17 protein-coding genes are annotated in these 20,719 nt (G+C 67.9%); 9 read left to right on the top strand and 8 right to left on the bottom strand.

Annotation, left to right across the window (positions count from 1 at the left end):
* Positions 1–163 precede the first annotated feature (163 nt).
* Positions 164–838 carry a response regulator gene (locus tag F1599_RS11555; protein ID WP_149317410.1) on the bottom strand — a complete coding sequence of 225 codons (675 nt, stop codon included), beginning with the start codon at positions 836–838 and terminating at the stop codon, positions 164–166.
* Between the two features lie 258 nt (positions 839–1,096).
* On the opposite strand from F1599_RS11555, the gene F1599_RS11560 reads away from it, so the two are divergent.
* Positions 1,097–2,302 (top strand): ABC transporter substrate-binding protein, encoded by a 1,206-nt coding sequence (locus tag F1599_RS11560; RefSeq protein ID WP_149317409.1) that lies wholly within the window; start codon positions 1,097–1,099, stop codon positions 2,300–2,302.
* Between the two features lie 61 nt (positions 2,303–2,363).
* Here F1599_RS11560 and F1599_RS11565 read toward each other — a convergent pair whose 3' ends face one another.
* On the bottom strand, positions 2,364–3,077 hold the full coding sequence (locus F1599_RS11565) for a TetR family transcriptional regulator (protein ID WP_149317408.1): 714 nt from the start codon (positions 3,075–3,077) through the stop codon (positions 2,364–2,366).
* A gap of 562 nt (positions 3,078–3,639) precedes the next feature.
* Here F1599_RS11565 and F1599_RS11570 point away from each other — a divergent pair.
* From F1599_RS11570 to F1599_RS11600, 7 genes are all read left to right on the top strand, one after another.
* Entirely contained in the window at positions 3,640–4,875 is a 1,236-nt protein-coding gene (locus F1599_RS11570; RefSeq protein WP_149317407.1) for an efflux RND transporter periplasmic adaptor subunit, read from the top strand.
* Between the two features lie 79 nt (positions 4,876–4,954).
* Entirely contained in the window at positions 4,955–8,107 is a 3,153-nt protein-coding gene (locus F1599_RS11575; RefSeq protein WP_149317406.1) for an efflux RND transporter permease subunit, read from the top strand.
* Between the two features lies 1 nt (position 8,108).
* Positions 8,109–9,584: an efflux transporter outer membrane subunit gene (locus F1599_RS11580; protein WP_149317405.1), complete on the top strand. Its 1,476-nt coding sequence runs from the start codon at positions 8,109–8,111 to the stop codon at positions 9,582–9,584.
* A 213-nt stretch (positions 9,585–9,797) separates the two neighbouring features.
* Positions 9,798–10,532 (top strand): NYN domain-containing protein, encoded by a 735-nt coding sequence (locus F1599_RS11585; protein WP_150083200.1) that lies wholly within the window; start codon positions 9,798–9,800, stop codon positions 10,530–10,532.
* 472 nt (positions 10,533–11,004) lie between these two features.
* Entirely contained in the window at positions 11,005–11,457 is a 453-nt protein-coding gene (locus F1599_RS11590) for a hypothetical protein (protein WP_149317404.1), read from the top strand.
* Positions 11,458–11,491: 34 nt separating this feature from the next.
* Positions 11,492–11,824, top strand: coding sequence for a nucleotide pyrophosphohydrolase (locus F1599_RS11595; RefSeq protein WP_149317403.1), 333 nt, complete (start codon positions 11,492–11,494; stop codon positions 11,822–11,824).
* A gap of 25 nt (positions 11,825–11,849) precedes the next feature.
* Positions 11,850–12,731, top strand: a complete 882-nt coding sequence (locus F1599_RS11600; protein ID WP_150083201.1) for a DUF72 domain-containing protein — start codon at positions 11,850–11,852, stop codon at positions 12,729–12,731.
* Here the strand turns inward: F1599_RS11600 and F1599_RS11605 are convergent.
* Entirely contained in the window at positions 12,668–13,951 is a 1,284-nt protein-coding gene (locus tag F1599_RS11605; protein ID WP_149317401.1) for an MFS transporter, read from the bottom strand. The genes F1599_RS11600 and F1599_RS11605 overlap by 64 nt on opposite strands.
* Positions 13,952–14,268: 317 nt before the next feature.
* Between F1599_RS11605 and F1599_RS11610 the strand changes: the two genes are divergently transcribed.
* Positions 14,269–15,015, top strand: coding sequence for an AraC family transcriptional regulator (locus F1599_RS11610; RefSeq protein WP_395895476.1), 747 nt, complete (start codon positions 14,269–14,271; stop codon positions 15,013–15,015).
* A gap of 44 nt (positions 15,016–15,059) precedes the next feature.
* Here F1599_RS11610 and F1599_RS11615 read toward each other — a convergent pair whose 3' ends face one another.
* From F1599_RS11615 to F1599_RS11635, 5 genes are all read right to left on the bottom strand, one after another.
* On the bottom strand, positions 15,060–16,289 hold the full coding sequence (locus tag F1599_RS11615) for a M20 aminoacylase family protein (protein WP_149317399.1): 1,230 nt from the start codon (positions 16,287–16,289) through the stop codon (positions 15,060–15,062).
* 229 nt (positions 16,290–16,518) lie between these two features.
* The gene (locus F1599_RS11620; RefSeq protein ID WP_150083202.1) at positions 16,519–17,370 is read right to left on the bottom strand and encodes a fumarylacetoacetate hydrolase family protein; all 852 of its coding nucleotides are present in this window, start codon (positions 17,368–17,370) and stop codon (positions 16,519–16,521) included.
* A gap of 66 nt (positions 17,371–17,436) precedes the next feature.
* Positions 17,437–18,114, bottom strand: coding sequence for a glutathione peroxidase (locus F1599_RS11625; RefSeq protein WP_149317397.1), 678 nt, complete (start codon positions 18,112–18,114; stop codon positions 17,437–17,439).
* 302 nt (positions 18,115–18,416) lie between these two features.
* Positions 18,417–19,916: an MDR family MFS transporter gene (locus F1599_RS11630; RefSeq protein ID WP_150083203.1), complete on the bottom strand. Its 1,500-nt coding sequence runs from the start codon at positions 19,914–19,916 to the stop codon at positions 18,417–18,419.
* Positions 19,917–20,184: 268 nt separating this feature from the next.
* Positions 20,185–20,622 (bottom strand): CBS domain-containing protein, encoded by a 438-nt coding sequence (locus tag F1599_RS11635; protein WP_150083204.1) that lies wholly within the window; start codon positions 20,620–20,622, stop codon positions 20,185–20,187.
* Positions 20,623–20,719 lie beyond the last annotated feature (97 nt).

The following is a 20,719-nucleotide window of genomic DNA, read 5'->3' on the forward strand; positions in this document are numbered from 1 at the left end:
AGCTGGCGGCGCAGGCTGCCGCGCAACCAGCGGCGCAGGGGACCGCTTCGGGGTCCACTTTGATGGCCATGGCGGTGATCACTGCGGTGACCACTGCCATGATCGCGCGGGGGACCACTTCGAGGATCGCCCCGAAGTTCGCCCCGCGGCCCGTCCGGCGCGCTCAAGCGGCGGCCTCCGCTTCGAGCAGATAGCCGAAGCCGCGCAGCGTGACGATGGTCACGCCGTGGCCGGACAGCTTCTTGCGCAGCCGGTAGATTAGCACCTCGATGGCATCGGGATTGACGTCGGCGTCGAGCGAAAACACCTTGTCGAGCAGTTGCGCCTTGGTCAGCGGCTGGCCGCTGCGGGCCAGCAGCGCGCCGAGCAGCGTCGATTCGCGCGGGGTCAGCGCCAGCGGCGCGCCGTCCAGCGTGAAGCTGCGCGTCTCGCCGTCGAATACCAGCGCGCCGCATTGCAGGCGCGGATGGGCGCGGCCGCGGCTGCGGCGGATCAGCGCCAGGATGCGGGCCTCGAGTTCGGCCAGCGCGAAGGGCTTGGGCAGGTAGTCGTCGGCGCCGAGATTCAGGCCGCGCACGCGTTCGTCGAGGGTGTCCTGCGCGGTCAGGATCAGCACCGGCGTGCGGTCGTCGCGGCCGCGCATCGCCTTGAGCACCGACAGGCCGTCCTTGCCGGGCAGGCGCAGGTCCAGCACCACGGCGTCGTATTCCTCGGCCTGCAGGCGCGCGTCGGCGAGCAGGCCATCGGCCACGTGCTCGACCACGAAGCCGCCCTGCTCCAGCGCACGCGCCACCCAGTGCGCGAGTTCGGTTTCGTCTTCGACCAGCAGAATGCGCATGCCGGCCTCCTGCCGGAGTTGGAACGCGGAAATAGGATGTCTGACGGAGGCGGAAATCGCCGCGGATTGCCGACGAAGGCCGGCCCGCGCGAGCCCGGCGTCGCCGTATCTTTGGCGGACGCTGTCGCCATGCGGGCGTGGACTCGTGCCCGATCCGGGCGCCTATAATACCGCTCCACCGTCGCGCCGGTTTGCCGCTTCCGCGCGCTGCCGCGACACCGTCCGCGCCCTGCCCGCTTGCCCGTCCTGCCGCCCTCCATGCCCGCCGATCCGACCGCGCCAGCCGAGCGCGGCGACCCGCCCTCCGCGCTGCGCCGCCGCTTGCTGGCGGGCGCCGGCGCGCTGGCCTGGCAAGGCGCGTTCGCGGCGACCGGCACGGGGTCCGGCACCGGGTCCGGCACTGCGCCCGGCCCCGCGCCGAACCCGCCTGCCCCGCCGCCTGGCTATCCGGCCGACTATCCCCAGATCATCGCGCGCGCCCAGCGCGAGGGCATGGTCACGGTCTATGCCTCGACCGACGAGGACGTTGCGCGGCCGCTGCTCAATGCCTTCGAGGCGCGTTTTCCCGGCGTCAAGGTCGCCTATCACGACCTGAACACGATCGAGCTGAACCAGCGTTTCCTTGCCGAGTCCGCGCAGCCGGTCCGCGCCGACCATGCCGACGTGCTGTGGAGCACCGCGATGGACCTGCAGATCAAGCTGGTCAACGACGGCCACGCGCTGCACTACCCCTCGCCCGAGCGCGCGGGGCTGCCGGGCTGGGCGAGCTGGCGCGAGGAAGCCTGGGGCACCACCTTCGAGCCGGCGGTGATCGTCTACAACCGCCGCCATTTCGACGGCATGCCGGTGCCGCGCAGCCGCAGCGCGCTGGCGCGGCTGCTGCAGGACAACGCAACGCGCTGGCGCGGCCGCGTGGTGACCTACGACATCGAGCGCTCGGGCGTGGGCTATCTGCTGGCGCAGCAGGACGCGCGCATGGGCGGCGAATTCTGGTATCTGGCGCAGGCGCTGGGACGCGCCGGCGTGCGGCTGTCGGCGTCGACCGCCGACATGGTCGAATCGGTGGCCAGCGGCGAACTGGTGCTGGCCTACAACCTGCTGGGTTCGTACGCGCTGTCGCTGATGGAGCGCGGCGCGGCGATCGGCGTGGTGGCGCCGAGCGACTACACGCTGGTGATGTCGCGCGTGGCCTTCATCGCCCGCCGTGCGCCGCATCCGTGGGCGGCGCGGCTATGGCTGGATTTCCTGCTGTCGCGCGAGGGGCAGGCGCTGCTGGCGCGCTCGGCCTCGCGGCTCTATACGATCCGCACCGATACGAAGAGCGGCCACACCGCGGCGGCGCTGGCCGAGCGGCTGGGCTACGCGTTCAAGCCGATCAGCGTCGGCCCGGGCCTGCTGGCCGCGCAGGACACGCTGCGCAAGCAGGCCTTCCTGGCGCGCTGGCGCGAGGCGATGAAGGGGTGAGGTCCGCACGAAGGTAGATGCGGGCCAATGCAGGGAGATGCGGTGGATGCGCTGCGGCGCGTCAGCCGCCCGAACACTGCTGGACCTTGAGCCGCAAGGCCGCCATTTCCTCGTCCAGCTTGGCCATCGGCCGCGGCACATAGCCCTTGCGCAGCGAGGGCGCGAGGCGCAGCGTGTCGACGAAGACATCGGCGAGCCGTTCCGCGTCGGCATTCAGGTCGAAGTCGCCCGGCGCGAACAGCCAGTGGGCCAGCACGCCGCCGATGGCGGCATGGAAGGCGTTGACCGCCAGGTCCAGGTCGAGGTCGGCCGACAGCTGGCCGCGCTCGACCGCGAGGCGCAGGTGCTCGCGCATCTTCAGCAGCCCCTGCTCGTGCGACTGGCGCTGGCGCTCCAGGATCGCGCCGTTGTCGTCCACCATCTCGCACTTGTGGAATACGATCTCGAACACGCGCCGCCATTGCGGATTGACCACCGTCTCGCGGAACACCAGCGCGACGATGTCGCGGATGCCGCCGAGCGGGTCTTCCTGGCTGGCGATCCGCTCCGGTTCGCACAGCGCCTCGACCGGCAGATGCACGCGGTCGCACATGGCGGCGAACAGATCGCTCTTGTTCTTGAAATGCCAGTAGATGGCGCCCCGGGTCACGCCGGCGGCTTCGGCGATATCGGCCAGCGAGGGCCGGGCCACCCCACGCGCATGGAACACGGCCTCGGCCGCGTCGAGGATGCGATGTCGCGTCTCGAGGGCTTCTTCCTTGGTACGTCTGGCCATAAGCGGTGTCTTCAGTGGGCGGTGGGGACAAATGGGACGGCTTCGCCCGGGATCGGGGCGGCGGCGCGCGGTCGCCGGCCAGCCACGAAAGAAACGAATCCGTCACGAAACTGCGATACCACTGGACTTCCTGCCTCTGTTTTGCTGCGGTGCGACGGGCGGCATGCTAACCGATCCGGGTCACACCCGCATATGCGGGCGATGCCCGACTGCAAAAGGGGACGGGCAAGAGACAGGCCATCCTTGCGGTGCAATATTTCTCTTACATACATGCTTGAATGTATATATACTACGCGCTAGCCACAATTTGGACCAGCCCCGCGCATCTTTCTACCAAGAGACCTTGACCATTCGGGTCCTGCGGGCTGCATGTTGTGACGCATACGCGACCATCTGTCGCAATCCATACGGCACCATTGCGGTTTGTGGCTAGTATTGTTCTTTTTCTCCACGACGGTCCGTCGTGGGGTTCTGCCGCACAGGACGTCCACGCCGGCCCCTTAGCTCTGGGCCGGCGTTTGGCGTATCCGGCCGATCTCAAATTGCCATCACGGGGTTATCGATGAGGAAGTCCCAACGTTCGAGTTTGCTTGCCGTTACCGCTGCGCTGACGGTTCTGACGCTGTCCGCCTGCGGCAACGACGCCCCGCAGGGCGGCGCGATGCCGCCGCCCGAGGTGGGCGTGGTGACGGTGACGCCGACGGCGGTACCGGTCGTCAACGAGCTGCCGGGCCGTCTCGAAGGCGTACGTACCGCCGAAGTGCGGGCGCGGGTCGAAGGTATCGTGCTGTCGCGCAACTACCGTGAGGGCGGCGAGGTCAAGGCCGGCCAGGTGATGTTCAAGATCGACCCGGCGCCGTACCAGGCCCAGCTGGCGTCGGCCAAGGCGAGCCTGGCGCGCGCCGAGGCCAACGCGGTCGCCGCGCGGCAGAAGGCCGAGCGCTACAAGCCGCTGGTGGCGGTCAACGCGGTCAGCAAGCAGGAATATGACGAGGCCGTCGCCGCCGCGGGCCAAGCCAGCGCCGAGATCGCCTCGGCCAAGGCCGCGGTCACCACGGCCCAGATCAACCTGGGCTATACCACGGTCACCGCGCCGATCTCCGGCCGTGCCGGCCGTGCGCTGGTAACCGAGGGCGCGCTGGTCGGCAACGGCGAGGCGACCCGCCTGGCGCTGGTCGAGCAGGTCGATCCGATCTGGGTGACCTTCACCCAGCCCGCCACCGAAGTGATGCGGCTGCGCCGCGGCATCGAGTCGGGCGCCATCAAGGGCGTCGACGGCGGCGCCAAGGTGCGGCTGTTCCTGGAGGACGGCACCGAATACAGCGAGACCGGCAAGCTGCTGTTCTCGGACATGACGGTCGACCCGAGCACCGGCGCGATCACGCTGCGCGCGCAGTTCCCGAATCCGCGGCGCGAGCTGCTGTCGGGCACCTACGTGCGGGTGCGGGTCGAGCAGGGTGTCGACGAGAACGCGCTGACCGTGCCGCAACGCGCGCTGATCCGCAACGCCCAGGGCGCCGCGGTGATGGTGGTCGGCGCGGACGGCAACGTCGCCGCGGTGCCGGTCAAGGCCGGCGCGGCGATCGGGGACCGCTGGATCGTCACCGAAGGCCTGAAGGGCGGCGAGAAGGTGATCGTCGAGGGCCTGCAGAAGGTCAAGCCGGGTGCGCCGGCCAAGGCCGTGCCGTTCCAGGCGCAGGCCCCGGCAGGCGGCGCCAGCGGCGCGGCGGCTGCGGCCGGCCAGGGCGGCGCTTCGGCGCCGGCGGCCGCTTCGGCGGCCCAGGCCAAGCAGGGCTGAGCACGGCTCCGGCAACGGGACCAGCGGTAAGCGCAAGTCAAGCGCAAGCAGATAGCGGAATACACAGGGAGCCAGCCTCATGGCCAAGTTTTTCATCGACCGGCCGGTGTTCGCGTGGGTGATCGCGCTGATCATCGTGCTGGGCGGGATATTGTCGATCATGCAGTTGCCGATCGCGCAGTATCCCAATATCGCGCCGCCGACCATCTCGGTCACGGCGACCTACCCCGGCGCCTCCGCCAAGACGCTCGAAGACTCGGTCACCTCGGTGATCGAGCAGGAGCTCAATGGCGCGCCCGGGCTGATGTACTACCAGTCGACCAGTGAGTCGACCGGCCTGGCGACCATCACCATCGCCTTCCAGCCGGGTACCAACGTCGACCTGAATTCGGTCGAGGTGCAGAACCGCCTGAAGCGGGTCGAGGCGCGTCTGCCGGCGGAAGTGCGCCAGCAGGGCGTGCGCGTCGAGAAGGCCGGGAACAACTACATGATGTTCCTGACCGTGACGTCCAAGTCCGGCAATGCCAGCGCGATCGAGCTGGGCAACTACGTATCGGCCAGCGTGCTGGACTCGATCCGCCGTGTGCCCGGCGTCGGCCAGGCCGACCTGTTCGGTACCGAGTACGCGATGCGGGTGTGGCTGGATCCGGCCAAGCTGACCGGCTACAACCTGACCCCGCTGGACGTCACCGCGGCGATCTCCGAGCAGAACATCCAGGTCGCCGTCGGCGAGCTGGGCGGCACGCCGTCGCCGCGCGGCACCGAGCTGAACGCCACGGTGACCACGCAGAGCCGGCTGTCGACGCCCGAGGAATTCGCCAACATCCTGTTGCGCGTGAATCCGGACGGCTCGCAGGTGCGCATCCGCGACGTCGGCCGCGTGGAACTGGGCGGCGCCGACTATTCGACCGTCGCCCGTACCAACGGCAAGCAGTCGGCCGCCATCGCCATCAAGCTGGCGCCGACCGCCAACGCGCTGTCCACCGCCACCGCGGTGCGCGCGAAGATGGAGGAGCTGTCGAAGTTCTTCCCGGCGGACTACGAGTACACCGTTCCGTACGACACCTCGGCCTTCGTCAAGATCTCGATCGAGGAAGTGGTCAAGACCCTGCTCGAAGCGATCGTGCTGGTGTTCCTGGTGATGTACCTGTTCCTGCAGAACTTCCGCGCCACGATCATCCCGACGCTGGTGGTGCCGGTCGCGCTGCTGGGTACGTTCGGCATGCTGCTGGCGTTCGGCTTCTCGATCAACGTGCTGACGATGTTCGGCATGGTGCTGGCCATCGGTATTCTGGTGGACGACGCGATCGTGGTGGTCGAGAACGTCGAGCGGATCATGAGCGAGGAAGGGCTGTCTCCACGCGAGGCGACCCGCAAGGCGATGGGCCAGATCACCGGCGCCATCGTCGGCATCACGCTGGTGCTGACCGCGGTGTTCATCCCGATGGCGTTCTTCGCCGGTTCGGTGGGCAACATCTATCGCCAGTTCTCGCTGTCGCTGATCGCCTCGATGGCGTTCTCGGCCCTGATGGCGCTGACGCTGACGCCGGCACTGTGCGCGACGCTGCTCAAGCCGGTCGAGGCGGGCCATCACCACGAGAAGAAGGGCTTCTTCGGCTGGTTCAACCGCAGCTTCGCGCGCGCGGCGACGGGCTACCAGAGCATGGTGGCGCGCATCCTGGGCCGCACCGGCCGCTACCTGATCCTGTACGGCGTGATCATCGTCGCGGTCGTGCTGCTGTTCCAGCGCCTGCCGTCGTCGTTCCTGCCTGACGAGGACCAGGGCTACACCATCACCGTGGTGCAGCTGCCCAATGGCGCGACGCAGGAGCGCACTCTCGGCGTGCTCAAGCAGATCGAGGACTACTACCTGCAGAAGGAAAGCAAGATCGTCGACCAGATGATCACGGTGGCGGGCTTCTCGTTCTTCGGCCGCGGCCAGAACGGCGGTATCGCCTTCGTGCGGCTCAAGGACTGGAAGGAGCGCAGCGGCTCGGACGAAACCGCGCAGGCCCTGGTCGGCCGGGCGTTCGGCGCGCTGTCGTTCATCAAGGACGCGATCATCTTCCCGCTGAACCCGCCGGCGATTCCGGAACTGGGCAACTCGTCGGGCTTCGACTTCCGCCTGCAGGACCGCTCGGGCCAAGGCCACGCCAAGCTGATGGAAGCGCGCAACATGATGCTCGGCATGGCCGCGCAGAATCCGGTGCTGGCCGGCGTGCGTCCGGAAGGCCAGGAAGACGCGCCGCAGCTGCAGATCGACATCGATCGCGAGAAGGCGCGCGCGCTGGGCGTGTCGATCGCCGACATCAACTCCACGCTGTCGATCGCGTTCGGCTCCTCGTACGTCAACGACTTCATCTACGAAGGCCGCGTGCGCCGCGTGATCGCCCAGGCCGAAGGGGCGGACCGCCGTCTGCCGGACGACCTGACCAAGCTGCGCGTGCGCAACAGCAACGGCGACATGGTGGCCTTCGCGGCGTTCGCGACGTCGAAGTGGATCATGGGCTCGCCGCGCCTGGAGCGCTACAACGGGCTGCCCGCCGTCAAGCTGGCCGGCCAGGCCGCGCCGGGCCGCAGTACCGGCGAGGCGATGGCGGCGATGGAAGAGATGTTCGCCAAGCTGCCGCCGGGCTTCGGCTTCGAGTGGTCGGGCCAGTCGTACGAAGAGCGCCTGGCCGGCGCGCAGGAACCGATGCTGTACACGCTGTCGCTGATCATCGTGTTCCTGTGCCTGGCCGCGCTGTACGAGAGCTGGTCGATCCCGGCCGCGGTGCTGCTGGTGGTGCCGCTGGGCGTGCTCGGCGCGCTGCTGGGCGTGACGCTGCGCGGCATGCCGAACGACGTCTACTTCAAGGTGGGCCTGATCGCCACCATCGGCCTGTCGGCGAAGAACGCGATTCTGATCGTGGAATTCGCCAAGGACCTGCAGGCGCAGGGACGCGGGCTGATCGACGCGACGCTCGAGGCGGTGCACCTGCGCTTCCGGCCGATCCTGATGACGTCGTTCGCGTTCATCCTGGGCGTGCTGCCGCTGGCGATCTCGACCGGCGCCGGTTCGGGCAGCCAGCGCGCCATCGGTACCGGCGTGATGGGCGGGATGATCACGGCGACGCTGCTGGCGATCTTCCTGGTGCCCGTGTTCTTCGTGGTGATCCGCAAACGCTTCAAGGGCAGCGAGCGTCAGCGCATGCTGGACCAGAAGTGGCTGGACCCGAAGGAGGAAATCTGACATGACGAAAACACTGACCGCGCTGCTGCTGGTGGCCGGCGTGCTGTCCGGCTGCACCCTGGCGCCGCGGTATGAGCGTCCGGCCGCGCCGGTGGCAACCGACTTCCCGGCCGCGCCGGAAGGCTACGGCCAGTCCGAGGTGAAGACCGGCGAGAGCCGCCGCGCGGCCGACATCGGCTGGCGCGAGTTCTTCCGCGATCCGCGCCTGCAGGCGATGATCGCGACCGCGCTGGACAACAACCGCGACCTGCGCACCGCCGCGCTGCGCATCGAGGAAGCGCGTGCGCTGTACCAGGTGCAGCGCTCCGACCTGCTGCCGACCGTCAACGCGACCGGCGGCTACACGCGCCAGCAGGTCTCGGGCGCCGCCTCGCCGCTGGGCCAAGGCTATATCGCCGAGTACTGGCAGGCCGGCGGCGCGATCACCTCGTACGAGCTCGATTTCTTCGGCCGCGTGCGAAGCCTGTCCAATGCCGCGCTGGCGCAGTACTTCGCCACCGAGGAAGCGCGCCGCGCCGCGCAGATCTCGCTGGTGTCGGAAGTCGCCAAGGCCTATCTGGCCGAGCGCGCCTACGACGAGCAGTACGCGATCGCGCAGAACACGCTGAAGACCCGCGAGGAAACCTTCCGCCTGGCGCAGCAGCGTTTCGAGGCCGGCGCCACCTCGGCGCTGGACCTGCGCGACAACGAGTCGCTGGTGGCCCAGGCTCGCGTCTCGGCCGCCGAGCTGGCGCGCCAGCGCGCGCAGGCACGCAACGCGCTGGAGGTGCTGGTCGGCACGCCGCTCGGTTCGATCCCGAACCTGCCGCCGCCGCGCACGCTGTCGGAGGAACGCTTCGTCACCGACATCCCGCCGGGACTGCCTTCGGACCTGCTCGAGCAGCGTCCCGATATCCGCCAGGCCGAACAGGAACTGCTGTCGGCCAACGCGAATATCGGCGCCGCCCGCGCCGCGTTCTTCCCGCGCATCACGCTGACCGGCACGCTCGGCAGCATGAGCCGCGACTTCTCGGGTCTGTTCGAGGCCGGCACCAAGGCGTGGTCGTTCGCGCCGCAACTGGTGCTGCCGATCTTCGACTTCGGCCGCAACATGTCGAACTTGGATCTGGCCAACGTGCGCAAGAACATCCAGGTGGCCAACTACGAGAAGACCATCCAGGTGGCCTTCCGCGAGGTGGCCGACGCGCTGGTCGCGCGCGGCACGCTGGAAGAGCAGGTCAGCAGCCAGGAGCAGGTGCGCAACGCCGAGGCGGCGCGCTTCGAACTGGCCAATCTGCGCTTCCGCAGCGGCATCACCGGGCAGATCGAGGCACTGGACGCGCAGCGGCAGCTGTTCACCGCCGAGCAGGCGCTGATCCAGGCGCGGCAGCTGCGGCTGAACAACGCGATCGACCTGTATCGCGCGCTGGGCGGCGGGCTGTCGGAAACCGGCCCGGTGGCCGCGGCGCCGACGCCGCAGAACGGCACCGCGCGCTGAAGGCGCGGCAGCCGGCAGGACAAGGAAAGCGCCTTCGGGCGCTTTCTTTTTTTCACTGACAGGCATCCCGGGTGCTGTTGCCCCGGACCCTGGCCAATGCTAGATTCGCCTGCATCCAGCCCTTGGCAGTAAGCCGTTGCAATCATCCAGCAGCGCGCCGAACCCCTGGGCTTTTTTCATTCTGGCGTAGCAACGCAGGCCGCAGGAGTCAGCATGCCGACAGCCATCCTTATCGACGGCGCCTTCTTCATCAAGCGCTTTCGGGCAATCGAGCCGCAGAACGCCCATGACGCGCGCCGGGCGGCGGAGTGCGCCCATCGATGGGCATGTGCCCATCTGTCACCACGTCGAAACGGCACTGGAGGCGATGCATTCCCGGATCGCCAGAGACGGCGGCTGGATCGTCGCGAGTTGTATCGCATCTTCTTCTACGACTGTCCGCCGCTGACAAAGAAGATGCACAACCCGATCAACAAGCGAATTGTCGACTTCGCCAAGTCGGCCGAGGCTGCTTTCCGGCTTCAGCTCCATGAGCATCTGCGAGGCATGCGCAAGGTCGCACTGCGGCTCGGGCATCTTTCCACCTACAGCCAATGGACCATCAAGGCGTCCAGGGTCGCCGACCTGTTGGCCGGCAAGATGCAGATGGCCGAGCTGACGCCCGACGATGTAATGGTCGATATCCGCCAAAAAGGCGTCGACATGCGAATCGGCGTCGATGTGTCCTCGTTGGCGTTCAAGAAGCAGGTTGACCAGATCGTGCTGATAGCGGGCGACGCCGACTTCGTGCCGGCGGCAAAGCAGGCCAGGCGCGAAGGAATCGACTTCATCCTCGATCCCATGTGGCAGCGCATTCCACCAAACCTCAACGAGCACATCGATGGTCTGCGATCGACTTGCCCGCGGCAGAGAGTCCTCGAATGCCGGGGCGATGCTTCGCAACCGTAGTTGCGTTTTGCCGTGTATGTGCGGGCTGTTCCTGGGGCGAAACATCGATAGCGGACAGGAGGTGGCCTGAGCGGCTCGCGGACTGTTAAAGCCCGGCGCGCTTTTCTACAGAACCGGCCGGCCGATGCACCTACGATCGCGTTTGTCGGTTCGCCCGTCAACGCTTGCGGGAGCCAGCTACCAACCCCAGCTCCTCGTTGGGTCGCACGTCATCCTTCCTTTGGTAGTTGGCTTTTTTTCTTCCCAGCCTTTTCCCGGCGGTTCCCTCCCCTCCCCTCGCCCGCTCCCTTCCGGTGCCGTTGCGATTCCATTTCGCTCGCGTTTTTCCCGGGCGCAGGCAGCATTAGCTTTCACGCGAAATTCACTAAAAAGCGTCGCCCGATCGGCGCCAGCTGTACGTGCACTCCTTCGGAAAGCGATACCTTGCGTCTCCACATCGTTCTTCAACGCCGGAGACCATGGGACATCGACCATGACAGACAATGCCAACGCCGACGGCGCCGACCGGCGCTACTACCAGACCGAGGACTCGTTGACGCGCATCGCCTGCCGGGTGCTCGACGGCAAGCTGTGGATGACGCTCGACAATATGGCGGCCCTGTACCGGACCTCGGAGCAGGATGTCGCCAGGCAATTGAAGGCCGCCTTCTGCGGGCGCCGGCTCGGTTCTGCTTCGATCCGCAAGGAGGCCCAGCGCGACGATGGCGTGGCGCCCGGCCCGACCTGCTACGCGCTCGACGCGGTGCTGCTGGTCGGCGTGCGGCTGGGCTCGTCGCGCGGCGAGGCCTTTGCGCAATGGGCGGCCGACGTGCTCGCCAACGAGCCGGCCGGGCCGGTGGAGGAGTCAGCGGGCGAGTCAGCGGACAAGTCAGCGGACGAGCCGGCGGCGCAGCGGGCAGCGCCGGAGGCAGGCACGGTAAAGTAGCCCACCGAACAACCTGCCGTGGGCAAGGACGCAGATGAAGCTGATTGAAACAGAGCGTTTGCAACAGGTGCTGAACGACTTCATCCGCGCCCGGGATTGGGCGCGGTACCACTCGCCGAAAAACCTGTCGATGGCCCTGAGCGTCGAGGTGGCCGAGCTGGTGGAGATCTTTCAGTGGAAGACGGAGCAGCAGTCCCACACCGTGATGGCGACGGACGAGCGCGAGCATGTGCGGCAGGAGCTGGCCGACATCCTGATCTACCTGGTCGAGCTGGCCAGTGTGCTGGAGGTCGATCTCGACGCCGCGGTGCGCGACAAGATCGCGCTCAATGCCGCCAAGTACCCCGCGATCACGCCATCGGAGTGAATCGCTAAATCGGAGGAGGATCGTCATGGCAGCGAATGCATCGACTCAGGCCGGCGCCATCCGCGTCGGCATCGGCGGCTGGACCTATGCCCCCTGGCGCGGCACGTTCTACCCGGAGGACCTGACGCAGGCGCGCGAACTCGAGTTCGCCAGCCGGCGGCTGACCGCGATCGAGATCAACAGCACCTACCACGGCACGCAGAAACGCGCGTCCTTCATCAAGTGGAAGGAGCAGACCCCCGACGATTTCGTTTTCTCGGTCAAGGCGTCGCGTTATGCGACCAACCGCCGGGTGCTGGCGGAGGCCGGGGAGTCGGTCGAGCGCTTCATCGACAGCGGTATTACCGAACTGGGCGTCAAGCTCGGGCCGATCGTCTGGCAGTTCGCGCCGAGCAAGGTGTTCGATCCCGAGGATTTCGAGGCCTTTCTCGCCTTGCTGCCGCAGGAAGCCGACGGCATCGGGTTGCGCCATGTGGTCGAAGTGCGCCACGCCAGCTTTGCCTGCCCCGAGTTCCTGGCGCTGGCCCGCCGCTACAAGGTGGCGACGGTCTTCACCGATGCCGAGAAATTCCCCTCGTTCGCGGATGTGACCGGGGACTTCGTCTACGCACGGCTGATGCGCAGCAACGCCAAGCTCAAGTACGGCTACGCGCCGAAATTGCTCGACGCGTGGGTCGAGCATGCCCAGGCGTGGGCGCGCGGCGAGGCGCCGCAGGGGCTGCCGCGGGTCGAGGACAACGACGCCCCGGCAAGCCGCCGCGACGTCTTCGTCTTCTTCATCAACGGCGACAAGGAGCGCGCGCCGGCCGCCGCGACCGCCCTGCTGTCGCGCCTCGATCCGGACTACGAGGCGCGCGTGCGGGTTTCCGGCAGGAACACGGCCAGCACGCCGAGCAGCGGCAAGTAGGCACACCAGCGGTAGACCGTCTCGATGCCGTGCGCGTCGGCGACCCCGCCGAGCACCGCGGCACCGATGCCGCCCATGCCGAAGGCCAGGCCGAAGAACAGGCCCGACACCATGCCGACCTTGCCCGGGATCAGTTCCTGCGCGAACACCAGGATCGCGGAGAACGCCGAGGCCAGGATGAAGCCGATCACCAGCGACAGCGCGGCGGTCCAGAACAGGTCGGCATGGGGCAGCATCAGCGTGAACGGGGCGACGCCGAGGATCGAGAACCAGATCACGCGCTTGCGGCCGATGCGGTCGCCGATCGGGCCGCCGAGGATGGTGCCGACCGCGACGGCGAACAGGAAGGCGAACAGATAGAGCTGGGCCGAGCGCTGCGGCACGCCGAAGCGCTCCATCAGGTAGAAGGTGTAGTAGGTGCCCAGCGACGCCATATAGAAATACTTCGAGAACAGCAGCACCATCAGCACGGCCATGGCGCGCGCCACGGTACGGCCCGGCAGCCGCGGCGCGCTGGCCATCGCCTTGCGCGCGGCGCGGGCATGCTCGGCGAGGCGCTGGCCATACCAGCCGCCCACGCGCCACAGCACCGCGATCGCCAGCAGGGCCGCCAGCGACAGCCAGGCGATGCTGCCCTGCGTGTGCACCACCACGGCCGCCAGCAGCGGTCCGGCCGCGCTGCCGACATTGCCGCCGACCTGGAAGATCGACTGCGCCAGCCCATGGCGCCCGCCCGAGGCCATGCGCGCCACGCGCGACGATTCCGGATGGAAGATCGACGAGCCGGTGCCGACCAGCGCCGCGGCGACCAGCAGCACGCCATAGCTCGGCGCAATCGACAACAGCAGCAATCCCGCCAGCGTGAATCCCATGCCAACCGCCAGCGAATGCGGCTTCGGATGCTTGTCGGTGTACAGGCCGACCAGCGGCTGCAGCAGCGAGGCGGTGATCTGGTACGTCAGCGTCAGCAGGCCGATCTGCACGAAGCTCAGGTTGAAGCCGCCCTTGAGCATCGGATAGATCGCCAGGATCAACGACTGGATCATGTCGTTGAGCATGTGGGCGAAGCTGATGGCGGACAGCACGCGGAAGCCGGTGCGTTCGCCGGCGCCGGCAGCGGCCGCGCTCGGCGTGGCCGGCGCAGCGGGCGCGGCCGGTGTCACGGCGGCATCGGGCACATTGCCCAATTCGGCAGACAGGGAATCGATTCGCGAAGCCATGGCAAAGGTCTCTGGTTGGACTTTTCTTGGGAGCGTTCGGGCGCGGTTGGGAAGTCGTCGGCAAGACGCGGGAGCAACACGGCAGCGAGGCCGCACGCGCGCGAACACGGTGATGCTATTCCTTGTGTTGGCGCCTGTCCTGCGAGATTGAGACTACAACCATCTCGAAACGGACAGATAATGGCCCTATTCCACGCTCTATGCGCCACGCTTTCGCCACATTCGGGATATCGATCCAGATGGCCGATGCCGCTTCCCCACCCGACCACCAACCCGACGCCCGACCCGACGCCCCGCCCTCGCCGCGGCCGCGCTACATGGCCTACGACCGCGGCCCGATGCCGGTGGCCGCGATGGCCGCCGACTATCAGCCGGGCCATCTGACCACGCGCCACCGGCATCCGCACGCGCAACTGCTGCATGCCGTGCATGGCGTCATGGTCGTGGGAACCGACGAGGGTCAATGGATCGTGCCGCCGACGCGGGCGATCTGGGTGCCGGGCGGCACCGATCACTGGATCCGGATGGTCGGCCAGGTGCGCATGCGCACCGCGTATATCCGCCCGGACGCGGCCGCGGGATTGCCCACGCGCTGCACCGTGCTCGGCGTCTCGCCCCTGCTGCGCGAACTGATCCTGGCCGCGATCGACATCGTTCCGCCCTACTCGGCCGATTCGCGCGACGGCCGCCTGATGCAGCTGCTGCTCGACGAGGTGGTGCTGCTGCCCGCGCTGCCGTTGCATCTTCCGCATCCGGCGGACCCGGCGCTGCGGCGCATCTGTGCCGCGATTCTGGAAGCGCCCGACACGCCGATGACGCTGGCGGACTGGGCGCGGCGAGTGGGCATCGATGGCAGGACCGTGCAGCGGCGCTTCGCACGCGAGACCGGCATGACGTTCGGCCAGTGGCGCCAGCAGGCGCGGTTGCTGGCCGCGCTGGAGCGGCTCGCGGCGGGCGTCAAGGTCGTCGAGGTAGCGCTGGAACTGGGCTACCAGAGTCCCAGCGCGTTCGCGGCGATGTTCCGGCGGCAGTTCGGCGTACCGCCCAGCGCGTTCTTTCGCTGAGCGGGTTTGCCTTTTGGGATTGAGTTGCCTGGAGAGCCCGCCGGTCAGGCGGCCAGATAGCGCTCGACCAGTCGCGTCCAGTACGCCGCGCCCACGGTCAGGTTGTCGTCGTTGAAATCGTAGGCGGGGTTATGCAGCAGCGGACGGCCGGCGCCATTGCCCAGGCGCACGAAGCAGCCGGGGCGCTGTTGCAGGAAATAGGCGAAGTCCTCGCTGCCCGAGATCAGCGGAATCTGGCCCACGACCTTGTCCGGCCCGACCAGCTCCTCGGCGACCTGGCGCGCGAACTCGGTCTCGGCTTCGCTGTTGACCACCACCGGATAGCCCGGGCGGTAATCGAGATCGACCGCGGCGCCATAGCCCTCGACGTGCGAGGTCACCAGCTGGCGGATGCGGGATTCGAGCGTGGTGCGCACCTCGGGGCTGAACGAACGGACGCTCAATTCGAGCTTGGCGCTTTCGGGAATCACGTTGGGCGCGTGGCCGGCATGCAGCGAGCCAATCGTGACCACCGCGGTTTCGTTCGGATCGATATTGCGCGACACGATGGTCTGCAGTGCCATCACCAGGCTGCCGGCGACCAGGATCGGATCGATCGACTGGTGCGGCCGCGCGGCATGGCCGCCCTTGCCGCGAATCGTAATCGTTACGGTATCGCAGGCCGCCATCATCGGACCGGCGCGGAACATGAAGGTGCCGGCCGGCACACCCGGATGGTTGTGCAGGCCGAAGATCGCATCGCAGGGGAAGCGTTCGAACAGGCCGTCGGCCAGCATCCGCTGCGCGCCGCTGGCGCCCGCGCCGATTTCCTCGGCGGGCTGGAAGATCAGATGGACGGTGCCGTCGAAATTGCGCGTCCGCGCCAGCTGGCGTGCGGCGCCCAGCAGGATCGCGGTATGGCCGTCGTGGCCGCACGCGTGCATCTTGCCGCAATGGACGCTGGCATACGGCAGGCCGGTCGATTCCAGAATCGGCAGCGCGTCCATGTCGGCGCGGATGCCGACGCTGCGCCCGCTGTCGCCGTTGCGCAGCGTGCCGACCACGCCCGTGCCGCCGACCCCGCGTGTCACCGCATAGCCCCAGCGCTCGAGGCGCTGCGCCACCAGTTCGGCGGTGCGGTGCTCTTCGAATCCGAGTTCGGGGTGTTGGTGGATGGTGCGGCGAATCGCCTCGAGTTCGGCGCGGCTGTCCAGGGTATCGGACAACTCGCAATAAGCCGGGGTGAGATCGGCTCCGAGGCGGGACACAAGAATGGGGGGATCAACTTCTGACATGACGGCGCTCGTACTGGCTTAGTCCATGAAGCACAGTATTCCACTTAGGATCGCGAGTGCCTATGCGATTCGCTCTTTGCGCCGCATTTGTTTTCAGAACTGTTGCTAACGGGGTACGGTCCACCATGACGCGCGCAGGGTTGGGGGAACTCGATCGCCTCGATGGGATCAGAGTCCCCTCCCGTTCGGCGCCTGTTCAGCGCCTATGCAGCGCCCGTTCAGTGCGCCATCACACCGAGCGCGAGTAGGGCAGCACGCGCTGCGTCTGCTCGCCCAATCCCTCGATGCCGAGCCGCATGGTGTCGCCCGCCCGCAGAAAACGCGGCGGCTTGAGGCCCATGCCGACGCCCGGCGGCGTGCCCGTGCAGATCAGGTCGCCGGGATGCAGCGTCATGAAGCGGCTGACGTAGCTGACCAGCGTGGCGACATCGAACACCATCGTCGCGGTGGTGCCGCTTTGCATCCGTTCGCCATTGACGTCGAGCCACAGCGACAACGCCTGCGGATCGGGGACCTCGTCGCGCGTGACCAGCCACGGACCCACCGGGCAGAAGGTGTCGCAGCCCTTGCCCTTGTCCCAGGTACCGCCGCGCTCGATCTGGAATTCGCGCTCGGAGATGTCGTTGACGACGCAGTAGCCCGCCACGTGATCGAGCGCGGAGGCCGCCGGCACGTCCTGCGCGCGCGTGCCGATCACCACGCCGAGTTCGACCTCCCAGTCGGTCTTGACCGAATCGCGCGGCAGCATCACGGGATCGTTCGGGCCGTTCAGCGAACTGGTGGCCTTCAGGAACACGATCGGCTCAGAGGGGATCGGCATGTTGGCCTCGGCCGCGTGGTCGGCGTAGTTCAGCCCGATGGCGACGATCTTGCCGATCCCGGTCCATGGCGTGCCGAAACGCTCGGCTTCGGCCAAGGGCAGGGCGGTGGGGTCCAGCGCCGCCAGTTCGGCCAGGGCGTTCGGCGCCAGCGTGCGCGCGTCGATATCGCCGACCACTGCCGACAGATCGCGCACGCGGCCTTGCGCATCGATCAGTCCCGGCCGCTCGGCGCCGGCGCTGCCAATTCGTACCAGCTTCATCGTTCTCCTCGTTTTGCTTGGTGGTGTTCTGCAGATCTTCAGACGGTTCGGCCATTCTTCAGCCGATCAATTTGCCGCCGCCGCATTCGCCTGGCGCGGTGCGGCCAGCAATTGCTCGATGCGCGAGACCAGTTGCCGGTCCGACGGTTTCACCGAGCTTTGATAGCTGGCAACCACGCGCCCGTCGCGGTCGATCAGGTACTTGTGGAAATTCCATTTGGGCGCCGTGCCGCTTTCCCTGGCGAGCCGCGCATACATCGGATTGGCCTGGTCGCCGCGCACGTGCGTCTTGGCCAGCATCGGAAACTTGACGCCGTAGGTGTTGAAGCAGAAGTCGGCGATCTCCTTTTCCGAACCCGGCTCCTGCGAAAAGTCGTTGGACGGGAAGCCCAGCACCACCAGGCCGCGCTCGCGGTATTTGGCGTAGAGCGCCTCCAGGCCTTCGTACTGCGGCGTGAAGCCGCAATAGCTGGCGGTATTGACGACCAGCACGACCTTGCCGGCGTACTGGCACAGGTTCTGTTCGGCCTCGTCCTGCAGCCGCGGGAAACGGAAGTTCAGCGTGGCCGGACAGCTGGCCGACGATGCCTGAGATGTCGCCGGGGCGGCGCCGGCAGCGCGGTTCGCGCCTGATTCACCGGCGGCATGGGCGAGCGGCGCGGACAGCGCGAGCGCGACGGCCCAGGGCAAGGCAGCGCGGCCGCGGCGTGGCGGCTGGCTCGAGAAGGCAGGGAAGCGGGTCATGGCGTCGATCTCCGGCGAACGGTGCGAACGGTGACCCGTAGTCTACGCCGGCGAGGGCGCTACGAGGCGAATGGGCCAAGGGCGGAAGGGCCGAAGGGGCGAAGGGGCGAAGGGGCGAAGGGGCGAAGGGGCGAAGGGCGAAGGGGCGGAGGGCGAAGGGCGAAGGGCGGAGGGCGAAGGGCGAAGGGCGAAGGGCGGAGGGCGGAGGGCGGAGGGCGGAGGGCGAAGGGCGGAGGGCGAAGGGCGGAGGGCGGAGGGCGGAGGGCAGAGGGGCCAACCGGCGTGCGGTTGGCCGGCGCCATTTATTCCATCGCCAGCGGCTTGACGTGGTCCGACACGGCGCCGCGCAGCTCGACGTCGGGCGTCCGCCGGACCAGGCCGAGCGCCAGCAGCGCGGCCGCGGCGCCGGTCGCGAAGATCCAGTGGAAACCCGCCTCGACGCCGCCGGTCAGCAGCCGCTGCACCTCGGGCGCCAGCTGGGCGAACGCCTCGCTGCCATGGCGCAGCACGCCCAGATCCAGCGGCGCAGCCCCGCTGTCGTGTCCGGCCGCGTGCAAGGCGCCGCGGAACGCCAGGGTCAGCAGCGTGCCGGCCATCGCGCCGCCGAGCGCGCTGCCCAGCGAGCGCAGCACCAGCAGTGCGCCGGTGCCGGCGCCGGTGTCGCGGCGCTCGAGCGCGTTCTGCACGTTCATCAGCGTGCCGACCATGCAGATGCCAAGGCCGACGCCGGTCACGATCATCGCCGCCAGCAGCAGCGTCAGCGGGCTGGCCGGCGTCGCGGTCGACAACGCGGCCAGCCCCAGCGCCGCGGCGGCAAAGCCGACGCTCAAGACCCCGCGCAGCCGGCCAAGCCGGGGCGCGAGCATCGCCACCACGAAGTTGCCGGCGACGGTGGACAGCAGGAAGGGCACCACCAGCATGCCCGACATCGCCGCATCGGCGCCGCGCACCAGCTGGAAATGCAGCGGCAGCGCGAAGACGCAGAGGAACAGCGCGGAAGCGGCCAGCGCCGAGGCGCAAACGCCCAATACATAACTGCGGTTGGCGAACAGGCGCGGCGGCAGCATCGGATCGCTGGCGCGCCGTTCCTGCCAGATCAACGCCAGCACGGCGAGGCCGGTCAGCGCGGCCAATCCGGCCATCGGCGCGGACAGCCAGTCGTACCGCTCGCCGCCCCAGCTCATCGCCAGCAGAAACGACACGATCGCCACGGTCAGCAGCAGCGCGCCGCCCCAATCGACGCGGGCCTTGCCGGCCGGCGCGGGCAGGGCGCGCAGGCCACGATGGCACAACCACATCGCCAGCAGGCCAAGCGGCAGATTGATCCAGAACAGCCAGCGCCACGACAGATGGTCGGACACCCAGCCGCCGACCAGCGGACCGGCTACCGACGCCACCGCCCATACCGCCGCCAGATAGCCCTGATAGCGCCCGCGCTGGCGCGGCGAGACCACGTCGGCGATGGCCGCCTGCGCCAGCGACATCAGGCCACCACCGCCGATGCCCTGCAGCGCGCGAAAGAGAATCAGCTGCTGCAGCGAGCCCGCCATCGCGCAGGCCAGGGAGGCGAGTACGAACAGCGCGATCGCGACCAGCAGCAGCCGGCGCCGCCCGAACGAGTCCGACAGCTTGCCGTAGAGCGGCGTGGTGACGGTCGAGGTAATCAGATAGGCCGTGACGATCCAGGACAGATGGCCGAAGCCGTCGAGATCCTGCGCAATCGCCGGCACCGCCGGAATCACGACAGTCTGATCGAGTGCCGCGAGCAGGATGCACAGCACGATGCCGCCGATCACGCGCATGATCGCGCGGTGGTCCACTGCACCGGCAACGGCTTGCCCTGACGCGGGGACCGCGGTGCCGGACGGTGCAATCGAAGAAGGGGTGGAAGCGGAGGCGGGGGTAGGGCGGTCGGAAACGGCGGGGCGGGACATCGGAGCAGCGGCGGCGGGCGGCCGGGGAGAGCGGCCGGAGCCGGCCCTGATGGACCGGCTTCATCTGTTATTCAGTAAACGCAGAATTATATTCGTTTACCGAATATGCCGCCCGCCCGCGCTGCGCTGCGGGGCGCTAGCGGCTGCCCGCGATGTACTGCTCCAGCTGTTCGATGATGAAGCGCTGCTCGGAGATGATGTCCTTGACCAGATCGCCGATCGACAGCATGCCGATCAGCTCGTCGTTTTCCATCACCGGCAGGTGGCGCAGCCGGTGCTGCGTCATCAGCGCCATGCATTCGTCGGTGGTCTGATGGGCGCGAACATAGACCACCGCGGTGGTCATGATGTCGCGCACCAGGGTTTCGCGGGACGTTCGCTGCATCAGAATGACCTTGCGCGCATAGTCGCGTTCGCTGAGGATGCCGACGATCTTGCCGTGCTCCATCACCAGCAGCGCGCCGATGCTCTTTTCCGCCATCAACTGGAGCGCGGCATAAACGGTCGCGCCCGGCTGGATGCTGTAGATGGCTTGCGTCGGTTTGGACGCAAGGACCTGTCGTGCAGTTTTCATCATCCACTCCTGGTCGGGTCGGGGAAGGACTGCGGCCCGCGCCGGCATCCGCGGCGGCGGGCGGTCCGCCAGTCGAGTCGGCGGTACGCCATTCCAG

Origin of the sequence: Cupriavidus cauae, assembly GCF_008632125.1 — a bacterium.
Taxonomy (GTDB): domain Bacteria; phylum Pseudomonadota; class Gammaproteobacteria; order Burkholderiales; family Burkholderiaceae; genus Cupriavidus; species Cupriavidus cauae.